This is a genomic window from Mangrovimonas sp. TPBH4 (assembly GCF_001280505.1).
Taxonomy (GTDB): domain Bacteria; phylum Bacteroidota; class Bacteroidia; order Flavobacteriales; family Flavobacteriaceae; genus Mangrovimonas_A.
The window spans coordinates 39,179-51,749 of record NZ_LBIO01000065.1; the positions used below are offsets into that span (position 1 = coordinate 39,179).

The window sequence follows — 12,571 nt, forward strand, 5'->3', positions numbered from 1 at the left end:
TGTGTTTTTTAATTATGCTTTTTACGCTCTATCATATAATACACCAATGGCACTACCAGCAAGGTAAATACTGTGGACACAATGGTTCCTCCCATTAGGGAGATTGCCAACCCTTGGAAAATAGGATCGAACAAGATCACAAAGGCTCCAATTACTACCGTTCCTGCCGTTAACAAAATTGGCGTGGTACGTACAGCTCCAGCTTCAATAGCAGCCTGTTTTAATGGCACGCCTTCGGCTACTCTTAGGTTGATAAAATCAATCAACAATACCGAGTTCCGCACCATGATTCCTGCTAGAGCAATCATTCCGATAAATGAGGTCGCGGTGAAGAATGCTCCCATAATCCAGTGTCCTAAAATAATCCCGATCAATGATAATGGAATGGCCACCATCATTACCACAGGTGCTTTAAAGTTTTGGAACCAACCAACAATCAAAATATAAATCAAGATGATAGCTCCCAAAAAGGCAATTCCCAAATCCCTAAATACTTCCAAGGTAATTTGCCATTCACCATCCCATTTTACGGTATAGTCATCTTCAAACTCGGGTTGGTTGATGTACAATTCCTCCAAAGCATAACCTTCAGGTAAATCGATCTCTTTCAGTTTCTTTTCCATTCCTAAAATGGCATAGGCAGGACTCTCCAAAGTTCCAGCCATATCGGCCAATACATATACCACACGCTTTTGGTTCTTTCTATAGATACTCTTAGCTCGGGTTACCGGATTGATGTCTACCAAATCACTAATGGATACCATATTCCCCATTTGAGATTTCACCTGCAATTGGGCAATATCCTGAATGGTGGACTTTTCCTTTTCATCCAAACTCAACACCAAACCAACTTGACGGAAGGCATCCTCATCGTATAAATTGGTAATCGCACGATTGGACAAAGCCAAATTCAAGGTATGGGTAATCTGCTGCGGGGCCACACCATACAACATGGCCTTTTCTTTATTAATAACAAACTCATACTCCACTTGATCTGCTTCTACCATCCAATCAATATCCACCACATCATCGGTGTTTTTAAGAATGGTTTGGATGCTATCGGCAATCGCAATTTGTTCATCATAATCAGGACCGTACACCTCAGCTACAATGGTAGACAATACAGGAGGTCCTGGTGGCACTTCCACCAATTTCACATTAGCATTGTACTTTGCGGCAATCTTTTGAATATCCGGACGCAATAACTTGGCAATATCATGACTCTGTGCACTACGCTCCCCTTTATCGATAAGGTTCACCTGAATATCCGCCATATTACTACCACCACGCAAATCGTAGTGTCTTACTAATCCGTTGAAGGTAATTGGCGCTGAAGTCCCAATATAATTTTGGTAGCTCACCACTTCCGGCCTAGTAGAAAGGTATTGTGAAATTTCCTGAGCCACTATAGCTGTACGCTCCAACGTGGTGCCTTCAGGCATGTCAATCACTACCTGAAATTCATTTTTGTTATCAAAAGGCAACATTTTCACCGCCACGGAATTGGTCATAAACAGTCCCATAGACCCTAGCAACAAGGCAAAGGTAAAACCTAGGAACATCCAACGCTTAAAGCGGTTTTCCAATAATGGACGCTCAAATTTGTTATACATTCTGTAGATAAAGGTTTCTTCCAGAGGCTTCTCTGTTTTCTCTTTATGCTGCTTGTTATCCTTTTCACGTAAAAATATGTACCCTAAATATGGCGTGATGGTCAAGGCTACAAATAGAGACAGAATCATCGCTATAGAGGCCCCAATAGGCATTGGTGCCATATAAGGCCCCATCAATCCAGATACAAATGCCATTGGCAATACCGAAGCAATTACCGTGAAAGTTGCTAAAATAGTAGGGTTTCCAACTTCATTGATCGCATACAAGGCGGCCTGCTTAAACGGCAAGCGTTTCATTTTGAAATGCCTATGCATATTTTCTGCTATAATAATAGAGTCATCAACCACAATACCCGTTACGAATACCAAAGCGAAAAGCGTAATTCTATTCAATGTGTAATCCAGCATGTAGTAGCTCAACAAGGTCAAGGCAAAAGTGATAGGCACCGATAAAAACACCACCAAACCACCACGCCATCCCATGGCCAACATTACCACAAAGGTTACAGCAATGATAGAACCAATAAGGTGCAATAACAATTCCGATACTTTATGTGAAGCGGTTTCTCCATAGTTACGGGTAACTTCCACGTGCACATCGTCAGGAATTAAGGTTCTTTCCAAATGCGATACTTTGTCGAGGATCACATCGGCAATTTTCATGGCATCGGCTCCTTTTCTTTTAGCTACCGAAATAGTTACCGCTGAATATTCCGAAGGAAACTCAGCTGCTTTTTCACTTCCTTGTCCAAATCCTAAACTCACATAATTGACTGGCACTTCTGGTCCGTCTATAATTTTAGAAACCTGCTTTAGGTAAATAGGTTTGTTATCTTGAACACCTACTACCAAGTTCTCAACATCGCTCACCGTTTTAAGGAAATCTCCAGAGCTCACCAAAAATTCGGCATCGTTCTTATCAAAGCTTCCTGCTCCCATTTGGGCATTATTGGCCTGAATCATTTTGGATACTTCCAAAAAGTCCAATCCACTGGCTGCCAACTTATCTTTATCCAACACCACACGAAGCTGTCTGTCGCGTCCTCCAATTTTATGGGTAATGGCAACATCGCCTACCTTTTCAATTTCGTTTCGGAGCTCTTGGGCCATTTGTCCCAATTGGTAATCATCATAGGTTTCGCTCCACAAGGTCAATCCCAACATAGGCACATCGTCTATGGCACGCGTTTTCACCAAAGGCATGGTTACCCCCTGTGGCATTTGATCCATATGCTTATTAATCTCATTGTACAGCTTTACAAAGGAACGCTCGATATCTTCTCCCACATAAAACTGAACGATCACCATTCCCTGCTCTTTCATAGATGTAGAATACACATACTCTACCCCTTTGATATTGCTAATCAATTTTTCCAAAGGCTTGATCACACGCGACTCAATCTCAGTTGGGCTAGCGCCTGGGTATCCCACAAAAATATCGGCCATAGGCACATCAATTTGTGGCTCTTCTTCCCTAGGAATTAAAAATGAACTATAGACTCCAATGACCATAAACACAATCATAAGGAGCACTGTAAGCTTAGAACCTATAAAGCTCTTGGCTATTTTTCCTGCTAAACCTTCTTTCATCTGTTCTGCTTATTTAATGGTTATTGAAGCTCCGTTGTATAATTTACCTTCAGCTGTAACAATATAGGTTTCGCTGCTATCCAAACCGGACAATACTTCTACTTGATCACCATAGGTACGCCCCAATCGTAACCAACGTAATACTGCTGTATTATTTTGGCTTACCGTATAGACTCCAGTTAATTGTCCCTTGGTAACAATGGCTGAAGTTGGCAACAAAACCATTTGTTTTTGGGTAGTCCCTTCCATAGGGAACTGTACTGTAGCAAACATGCCTGACAGAATCTTATCATCTGCTTTAGGCAAGGCAATCTTTACCACATATTGCCCTCCTGTATGTTTTGCTGAAGTACTCACTTCCGTTACGTTCCCTTCATAGGTTTTATTGGTTGCTTTTACCAATACCTCTACTTTTTGATTTTTGGCCACTTTTGAAATATCCGATTCTGGCACCATAGCGATAACCTCAAAGTTTCCTGGACCTTCCACCGATACCAGTGGCATTCCTGGATTCGCCATATCTCCTGCCTTAACCGTAGTGGATGTTACCACACCATTAAAAGGCGCAGTAATATTGGTATAGGCCATTTGGGCATTGATTTCATTTTTCTGCTGCTTAGCCGCCTCTAGATTGGCCGCTGCCATATCATATCGAGCCGTGATATCGTCAAATTCCTTTTGGGTTGCACTGTTTTGTGCAAACAGGTTTTTGTAGCGGTTATAATCCTTTTCGGCATTTTTAAACGCTGCTGTTGCTTGGGTGATGCCTGCATTGATTTGTGCGCGCTTGGCCTCAAGATCACTATTGTTGATAGCTACCAACAATTGGCCCTTTCTAACTTGGTCTCCTACTTTTACAGGGACACTGTTTACATACCCCATAAAACGGGTGCTCAAATCGGCACTGTTTACGGCCTGTACTTTTCCGCTAACACTTAAAAATGTGCTATTTCCATCTGCCTTAATAGGACTTACGGTTACGGCAACTGCCGGTCCTTTTTGCGATTCCTGTTTTGCGTCTTTGCTTCCGCAGCTCATAAACAATGCCGTTACAGCTACGATTGATAATGTGTATAATGTTTTCATATGTATATCTGTCTTGCTTAGTAATTTATTTGGTTAGAAACTGCACATAAGCCTGTGCATAGTTATATTCGAAAATAGTTTGGTAATATTCCAATTGCTTTTGGGCGTATAGTGTCTCAGACATCAACAAATCGGTGGTTTTCTCTAGGCCTTCCTCAAAACGATTGGTTCTGATTCGTAATGACTCCTCCGATTGATCCAAGGCCAATTTGGACAGTTGCAATCTGTTTTTGGCATCATTCAACATGCGCTTGGCTTTGTTGAGTTCCATTTGGCTTTGTGAGACATATTGTTCATACTGAAGTTTAGAAGTTTCAAACTCGGCTCTACTTTTTTGAGCCTTTCCAAAACGCTTGGTTCCTTCCAGAATGTTCCAACTCAATGACGCCCCAAACAGATACCCACTGGCATCGGCCTGAAAAATTTGATCGTCATACAACTCATAACTTCCAAAAGCATTAAGACGTGGTAAAAAGGTCATTTTATCAGCCTTGTATTGGGTTTCGTAGGCATTGCTTGCCAACTCCATCGCCTTGATATCTGAACGTTCTTTGGAAATCATTAAGGGGTTCTCTTCCGTAAACATATTAGCTTCAAGCGTATCTGTAGGAAGATACACCACATCCTGACTGGTATTCATTAAAAAAGAAATGTAGTTGGAGGCGTTTTGCACTTGGCTCTTGGCGGTTTGCAATTGGTTTCTCACTTCGGTTACTCGAACCTCAACAGCCAACACATCCGACTTTTGCAAGTAGCCTTGTGCATAACTGTTGTCTGCCAATTGCTTGTTGGCCAAAGCAGCTTCCAAAGCCTGCTCCAACACCTCTACGCCTTTATAAGCCAATTGCAATTGCATATAGGCTTTGTCCACTTCAAACGTGAGATAGTCTTTGGTACGCTCACTTTGCAGTGCCGTAGCTTCCATTTTGGATTTAGCAGCTTTGCGTTGATAAAAGCCATCCACATTAATCAAGGGTTGTTGAATTTCGAATTTGGTGGCAAAATTTTGAATTTGATCCGGATTATTTAAAAGATCTGGATTGAAATCGGCGGCCGTTACTATTTCTTGGTTCAGTTTAGAACCAAAGGCCATTAAGGGATTGGTTGTAGAAATCCCTGTGTGCGATGCCGTAATGTTTGGCAAAAAGACAGCATTGGTCTGCCTGAAATCTGCCCTGGCGGCATTGAACTGTTCTTCGGAAATTTTAAGGCTGTGATTGGATTCAACCACGGCATTCAAAACCTCCGATTTAGCAATAGGCACTTCGGTTTGGGCGTTGCCTAAAAACTGAAAACCTATCAGCGTTAATACAAAAATATATAATCGATGCTTCATAATGTATTCTTAAATGTTGGGACAAAAATACATTTGAAAAAAGGGGTTGTCAGTAACTTAGGTTACCAAGGCTTTTTAGCACATGCTTAGTTTATAAAGCAAAAGCGCCCACTTTACAGTGAGCGCTTTTCTAAACAATTATTCTGAATAGGCCTCTTCTTTAAGCAAATCCTCCACCACATCCAACTCGTACAGGGTTTCAAATTGCTCGCAGGAATCCCTTAATATCTTTCTAATCTTATTGGAACTTTCCGGAAGATTTTTCCCTGCCGTTTCCCAGCCCTCATAATTGGGCCATTGGGCATAAGCTATATAATGTAAATCTCCTCTTTTATGTAGTCTAGACCCTAGGCCTCCTTCATATTTATGGACCAATTCAGTGAGTTCTCGCCAAGCATTTTGGAACGTGGCTTCCAATCCTTCCTTTACCTTAAATGAATATATTACAGCATACATAAGCCCGTGTTTTTAAAAATTCTGCTCGTCGGCGGAGGGACCATAACTGCCCGGCACTGGAATCCCCAATAAGCGATAATAAACTCCCAATTGTGCCCTATGATGGGTAATTTGATTGAGCGAATGCCTAATAGCTCCATATTTAGACCATTCCGCTACAGTTTGTCCATTCATCTTCAATGCCCACAGCCCAGTCAAATCGGAATCATTGGCACTTTTGAGAGCGGTCATGTTTTTTTCAAATTTCTCATCAAGGCACTGCTCCAACTCTTGGGCATTCTCCATAATCTTTGGAGCTTCGGCTTTCATAAAATCCAATTCATCCGTATTCAAAACCACCTCTGGCCAACCAAATATTTCAGCAATATGGGTACTTAAATGTCCCATTTTCATGCTTTTTTCATGAGGGGCATAGTCATTCTTATTGTTGGGGTACAATTTGAAAAACTTCTTGGTGATTTGATATTCTTCAGACAATTCGTCCTGAAGGTTCTTAAGTGTGTCCATAACGTTCGTTTTTTTGATTAACAACCTAAAATTAAAACTTTTACAGTTAGTCAATCAAAAGCGAACGTTAATATTATCTTATCTCCAATATGTCAGTAATAAAGAACTTTCAAACCTCTGATTAGCCTTATAACTTTGCAGGCCTATCACGCAGCCATTTGTGAAGTTCGTTAGTGCTTACTTTCTGGAATAATCAAGAACGGAACCTTTAATTGACTTCCTATCTTTTTAATAACGGGCTCTCTAGTTAAACTTTCATAGAAACTATGCTGATAGCTTACCATTGCCAGCATATCGATGTTATGCTCACCTACAAAATCATTGATCTCTGTCGCTTTTTTGGCATAATGCGGCATCCAATGGAAGCTGTGGTCAAAATCCTGCATGTATTCCTTAATGGCTTTTACATTGAAGCTCTGTATTTCGGTTAGCTCGGCTTCGGTATTAATGTGTACCACATTAATTTTTGAGTTGAACAATTCCGCGATATTCTTGATCGCCCCCATCTCTGTTGGACTATAAAAACGGTTATAATCTGTTGGGAAAGCAATTTGCTTCGGTGGCACAAAATCGCTTTTATCAGGAATGGCCAAAATTGGACAACATTTAATTCTGCCAATAATACCAACGGTATTGCTACCAAACAACAAACCTTTAGCGCCACTGGCTCCTTTGGTTCCCATTACAATGAGATTGATATGATATTTTTTAATGTAAGCCTCAATAGAATCTCCTAAGCTCCCTGCGCTTAAAATAATTTCGAAAGTATGGTTTGGATTATCGTTTGTAGCCTCTACCGTCTCCTTAAGTTTTGTAAGCTCTTTCAAATTACTTGACCGCAATACGTCGTTATACTTTTTGGACATATTGGCCATGGCAGAAACCTTTTCATTCTTGGAATGCAACAAATAGAATGTGCACTCTTCCTCAGCAAAGAGTTTAAGCGCATAAACAGTGGCATTCCACGCATTATCAGAGAAGTCAGTCGGTAATAATATCTGGTATTTCATTATTGTAGTGTTGATATACGTCAATTTTCAGCCTAAATTTAAAACAAATCCCATCCTTATACAATGACAAATATCAGTCATCTCCCACAACCCTTTTAAAAACCTTGGTGTGTATTGAGTTTCCTTTTGCAAGCTTTCTTTTCTGCAACTCACAACAATCGGCTACAAAACAACCAGTTGAATGCTACCCTACTCCGAAATTATGAGAAATGTCATGGCTATTGTCACAATTCTTGGGTACCTTTATAAATAGCAAAATAATAATGCGATGAAAACCATATTATTATTAACAGACTTTTCGCAAAACTCCATCAATGCCATTCGCTATGCTTTAAACCTGTTCAAAACTCAGGAAATTCAGTATTATATGTTGCATGTTAAAAGTGCCTCTGCATATACCTCTGATGATTTAATAGCAGCTGGCCCTAAACCCATTTACCAATCCCTTATAGAACCAGCCAAAAAGAAACTTGCCTCCTTGGTAGACACCTTACAAAGAGAATTTAGCCTTCCTGAAAACAGTATGGAGTACTTAGTTGATTTTGATATATTAACCAACTCCATTCAGCAAGTCATAGCGTCCAAAGGCATAGACACCATAGTGATGGGTACCAATGGGGCCACAGGAGCCAAGGAAGTTATTTTTGGGAGTAATACAATAAACGTTATAAGAAAAGTGGACTGCCCCACTTTGGTTATTCCTGAAGGATTTGAGTATAGAGCACCAAATAATATTGTTTTGCCTTTGGACGAAGGCACTACCCTAGACGATACCGCTTTCACCGATAACATTATAAAATTTGTAAAAACTTATGGCAAGTTGTTGCATATTCTTAGAATTGACCCCCACCATTCAAAACACACAAACCATGCACATCTGGATGATCTAGAACATATGGAAGTTCTAAAAGACCATGTCGATTCTCACTATCATACCATAAACAACATTCCGGTGTATTACGCCGTACATAGTTACATACAAACCCATCCCATAGATTTGGTAACACTTATCACTCACAAAGAACGCTTCTTTGAACGCTATCTCTCTACCTCATCCACTGCTAGAATAAGCAATAACCTAATTTTACCATTATTGATATTTCACAGCCATTAAAAGGGATATTTAGCTGTTTGTGGCCTCATTTTCGATTAAAAGTTGAAACAAAAAAAAAGCAGAAAGCTTCCATAAATTCACTTTCTGCCTTTTCTGCTGTTAATTAACCTCAATAACTTTTTTTAGAGACTCATTGGCGTTCTCTCTTTTAAGAAGGTGCAACTTTAAAATACCATCTTTGTATTTTGCTTTAACGTCTTGATCTGTAGCAACAGATTTTGGTAATTTCAAAGAGCGTTCAAAGTAATTATAGTTGAATTCTCTGCGCTTGTATCCGTGTTCTTCTTCATCTACCTCATTTTCCTTCTTGCCACAAACACGTAGCACATTGTCATCCATGGTCACTTCAAAGTCCTTTTTAGAGAACCCAGGAGCTGCAAATTCAATTTCAAAGTCCTTGTCATGTTCGGTTACATTCATGGCAGGCATTGAATTGTCCTCGTCAAATAAATCGTTGTTGAAAAACGCATCAGAGCCCAACAGCGATTTTAAACCCTCATTATCCCAAAATGGGAGTAATCGGTTTCGATTGTTAAATTTAATAAGTGACATGACCTAATTTTTAAATGGTTAAACTTACCATCAACAATGTAAGGATACTAAAGCATATATAAAATGATATATATCAGTCAATTACACAAATCAACACTCTGAATTAGGAAAAATGAAGGCTACATAAATGAGGGCTTTCATTTGAAAATCACAGCATTACTTTTTCAGTATCCAATAACTTTGGAATGGTTACTTTCCATCCAAATTCACTCTCAATTTTCAACCTGAATGCATCCAAAGCGGGAGGCTCTCCATGTATTAAATACACCTTTTCCGGAATGTTTTTAATGGTTTGCAACCAATGAAGTAAATCCCCCTGATCCGCATGAGCCGAAAGGCTTTCAATACATTTTATGGAGGCCTTTACCGGATAGTATTTGCCGTAGAACTTAATTTCATGGGCACCGTCCTTAAGCTGTCTTCCACGAGTACCTTCGGCCTGATAGCCCACCAATAGCACGGTGGTACTGGGCACATCTATAAATTGCTGTAGATAGGTCAATACTCTACCTCCTGTAACCATTCCACTTCCGGCAATTACTATTTTAGGTCTAGGGTCATCAATGGTCTCCCAGGTCTCGCCAAACGATTGAACAATATTTACATGCCTGCACATGGCTTCGTATTCCTGCATGGACAGTTTATGCCATTTTGGAAAGCGATTGAAAACCTCCAGCACATTATTGCCCATAGGGCTGTCTATAAATATGGGTATATTAGGAATTTTATTGCTTTTGTAAAGTTTCCAAAGAATATATATTAGAGTTTGCAAACGTTCTACCGCAAAACTTGGGATGATTAAGTTGCCTTGCTTTTCAAGGGTCTCCAAGACCAATTGGGACATTACTTCTTCAACATCTTCCTCGGGATGCAATTTATTGCCATAGGTACTTTCAACAAACAAATAGTCTGCCCATTCTGGTGTTTTGGGATCGTTCAACAAATAATCGTCCCAACGGCCCACATCTCCAGAAAACACAAAACGTTTCCCGTTGATGTCAATTTCAATAAATGTGGCGCCTATAATATGCCCGTTATACCGAAACCTATACCTTATGTGCTCCGAAAGGTTGAGCCAGGTATCCTGAATACCTACCTGAAATAGCTTTAAGGTCCTTTCAACATCTTTATCTGTATAAAACGGCAAAGCAGGATGGTGCTTGGTATAATGTTCCTTATTGGCTTTCTCCGCTTCTTCTTCATGAATCTTGGCACTGTCTCTTAAAATAATTTGCGCAATGGCAAGTGTTGGAGCTGTACCAATAATTTTTCCTGAAAATCCCCTTTGGAGCAACTTAGGCAAATAGCCTACATGATCCAGATGTCCATGGGTTAACAATACCACATCAATTCCTTGAACATCAATAGGCAATTCTTCCCAATTCAATTCACGCAATTCCTTTACTCCCTGAAACATGCCGCAATCCAATAAAAGATTCATTTCTGAGGTTTCAATAAGGAATTTGGATCCCGTTACCACCCCTGCCGCTCCTAAAAAGGTAATGCTTGCATATGTTTCCATATCACTCATGGCACAAATTGCATAACTGTTCAATCTCCTTTAAAATACGCTCCTTTCGGGTTTCAGAAACACCCAAATGATCCAAATAAAATGCATCCCCCAACAAATCCCTACAAAGCACGACATCCCTGCTCAACAAAAATTGTTTTTCCCTTTTGCTAAGCAATGTGGAAACAGTAATAGGATATAGTCCCAAACGATCTATCCGATCCCGCAAGCCATTGCCCTCTGGATAATCCCAACTAAGCAGATACAACCCACAACAATTTCCATATTGCAGGGCATCTTTTGTAAAGCGTGTATTGGTAACTAACCAGCCATCGGCTAAAATTGAGTTGTTATGAATATTAGCATTCCAATGTGCCTTGACATCCTGATATCTGGAATGTATGTACAAAGGAATTTTTACATTGCAGTTTTGCCCCTGTTCGCTATGGAACTTGCATTCTACAATGGTGGTTTCTGAATTTTTATGGGCTATCACATCTATTTCATGAGGCACGCATTTTCCCTGTAAAATCTGCCCTACTTCTGTGTCGTATCCAGAATACTTTAAAATAGCAGCCACAAATTGTTCGAAAGGATACCCGGTTGGTCCCAACTCATAAATTGCCCTTTTAAGTTTGTATTTAGAGGCCAGGTAGCGGTTTTTCTTTTTAAGCAGGGCAAAGGCCCTATTGTAAATCTCCCTGGTGGAAATTCCTTGATACAGTTCATCCCTAACCTTATCGATAATTTGATTTATTACAACATCTCCGGCACCTACCCTTTTTAGAGAAGCCTTTAATTTTGGAATGGAAAAACTCACCCGTTCACCTGAAGATTTTGTGATATCCCAATTTTGATCTGTCATCTGTTCATTATACAATCCATTAATTTCTTAAATCGTGCATTACCAAAATTGGAACCCGTGAATGGAACCCTATATTTTTCACCATAGGATTGCTCAAAATACTACCAAAAAAGGAGTGTTTTTTATTGATAAACGCCACCATATCACTATCCCTACTTTCTACAAACATGTTTACTGCAGGTTCGACCGCCTGATAATGCAAAGTGTGGTGTTGAAAAGACACATCCTCTAATTGTTCCTCTAGCATTTTCTTTTGCTCGATTTGTTTGCCATCTAAAAAATCATCTTCGGATACATACAAAATTGCAACGGTAGCCCCACTATTTTGAGCAAGCTCAACCAAATAGGCCAACTCACGTTTTTTATAATGGGTCTTAAAACTGGTAGGAAACACTATTTCTTTGGGAATCCCCACTTTACTAGCTTCCGGCACCACAATCACGGGACAGTTACGTACTTTTTCCATCACATATACTGCCGTGCTCCCATAGGCAACGTGCTCAGAACCTGTTTCGCCTTTGGTCCCCATCACAATCATATCGATGTCCTTTTGCTCTACCACCTCCTTAATGGCCTCAATTGGATTGTTGAAGGTTGAAATACTCTCAAAATGGTGCTTTGGATTGTGCTCATACTTAAAGGCCAATTTATCCATGACCTCTGCCAAACCATCCTCCGAATTGGATTTTGCAGTTTCATACAGCTCGCTTCCCGGCTCCATGTTCAACAAACTTTCCAAAATATTGGTAGTGGCCGTAAATACATTGAGTACATAAAAATCGCAATGGTCTTTTTGGTAGAGTTCAACGGCATAGTTCATGGCTTGCCAAGCGTTTTTAGAGAAGTCTGTTGGTAACAATATTTTCTTTCTCATGACTTCTAAGTTTTAAAAAAGTTATTCCTGTTGTTTACATACAGACCAAGGCTTTTGT

At 40.0% G+C, this 12,571-nt stretch carries 11 protein-coding genes; 1 reads left to right on the forward strand and 10 read right to left on the reverse strand.

Going from position 1 to position 12,571, the window contains the following annotated elements; all coding sequences use genetic code 11:
- Positions 1 to 8 precede the first annotated feature (8 nt).
- From ZA05_RS16820 to ZA05_RS16845, 6 genes are all read right to left on the reverse strand, one after another.
- Complete coding sequence (locus ZA05_RS16820) at positions 9 to 3,203, reverse strand: efflux RND transporter permease subunit (protein WP_053992849.1); 3,195 nt, start codon at positions 3,201 to 3,203, stop codon at positions 9 to 11.
- Between the two features lie 9 nt (positions 3,204 to 3,212).
- Complete coding sequence (locus ZA05_RS16825; protein ID WP_053992850.1) at positions 3,213 to 4,289, reverse strand: efflux RND transporter periplasmic adaptor subunit; 1,077 nt, start codon at positions 4,287 to 4,289, stop codon at positions 3,213 to 3,215.
- A 25-nt stretch (positions 4,290 to 4,314) separates the two neighbouring features.
- Complete coding sequence (locus tag ZA05_RS16830; protein WP_053992851.1) at positions 4,315 to 5,625, reverse strand: TolC family protein; 1,311 nt, start codon at positions 5,623 to 5,625, stop codon at positions 4,315 to 4,317.
- 138 nt (positions 5,626 to 5,763) lie between these two features.
- A complete protein-coding gene (locus tag ZA05_RS16835) occupies positions 5,764 to 6,081 on the reverse strand; it encodes an antibiotic biosynthesis monooxygenase (protein ID WP_053992852.1) in 318 nt (105 codons plus the stop codon).
- Between the two features lie 12 nt (positions 6,082 to 6,093).
- Positions 6,094 to 6,588 carry a DinB family protein gene (locus ZA05_RS16840; RefSeq protein ID WP_053992853.1) on the reverse strand — a complete coding sequence of 165 codons (495 nt, stop codon included), beginning with the start codon at positions 6,586 to 6,588 and terminating at the stop codon, positions 6,094 to 6,096.
- A gap of 170 nt (positions 6,589 to 6,758) precedes the next feature.
- Positions 6,759 to 7,598 carry a universal stress protein gene (locus ZA05_RS16845; protein WP_053992854.1) on the reverse strand — a complete coding sequence of 280 codons (840 nt, stop codon included), beginning with the start codon at positions 7,596 to 7,598 and terminating at the stop codon, positions 6,759 to 6,761.
- Between the two features lie 268 nt (positions 7,599 to 7,866).
- Between ZA05_RS16845 and ZA05_RS16850 the strand changes: the two genes are divergently transcribed.
- Positions 7,867 to 8,712: a universal stress protein gene (locus ZA05_RS16850; protein WP_053992855.1), complete on the forward strand. Its 846-nt coding sequence runs from the start codon at positions 7,867 to 7,869 to the stop codon at positions 8,710 to 8,712.
- Positions 8,713 to 8,811: 99 nt separating this feature from the next.
- Here the strand turns inward: ZA05_RS16850 and ZA05_RS16855 are convergent, their stop codons facing one another.
- The 4 genes from ZA05_RS16855 to ZA05_RS16870 all read right to left on the reverse strand — a co-directional run bounded on the left by ZA05_RS16855 (position 8,812) and on the right by ZA05_RS16870 (position 12,513).
- Positions 8,812 to 9,264, reverse strand: coding sequence for an Hsp20/alpha crystallin family protein (locus ZA05_RS16855; protein WP_053992856.1), 453 nt, complete (start codon positions 9,262 to 9,264; stop codon positions 8,812 to 8,814).
- 148 nt (positions 9,265 to 9,412) lie between these two features.
- A complete protein-coding gene (locus ZA05_RS16860; protein ID WP_053992927.1) occupies positions 9,413 to 10,786 on the reverse strand; it encodes an MBL fold metallo-hydrolase RNA specificity domain-containing protein in 1,374 nt (457 codons plus the stop codon).
- A gap of 1 nt (position 10,787) precedes the next feature.
- Positions 10,788 to 11,639: an ATP cone domain-containing protein gene (locus ZA05_RS16865; RefSeq protein ID WP_053992857.1), complete on the reverse strand. Its 852-nt coding sequence runs from the start codon at positions 11,637 to 11,639 to the stop codon at positions 10,788 to 10,790.
- A 19-nt stretch (positions 11,640 to 11,658) separates the two neighbouring features.
- Positions 11,659 to 12,513, reverse strand: a complete 855-nt coding sequence (locus ZA05_RS16870) for a universal stress protein (RefSeq protein WP_053992858.1) — start codon at positions 12,511 to 12,513, stop codon at positions 11,659 to 11,661.
- Positions 12,514 to 12,571: the final 58 nt, after the last annotated feature.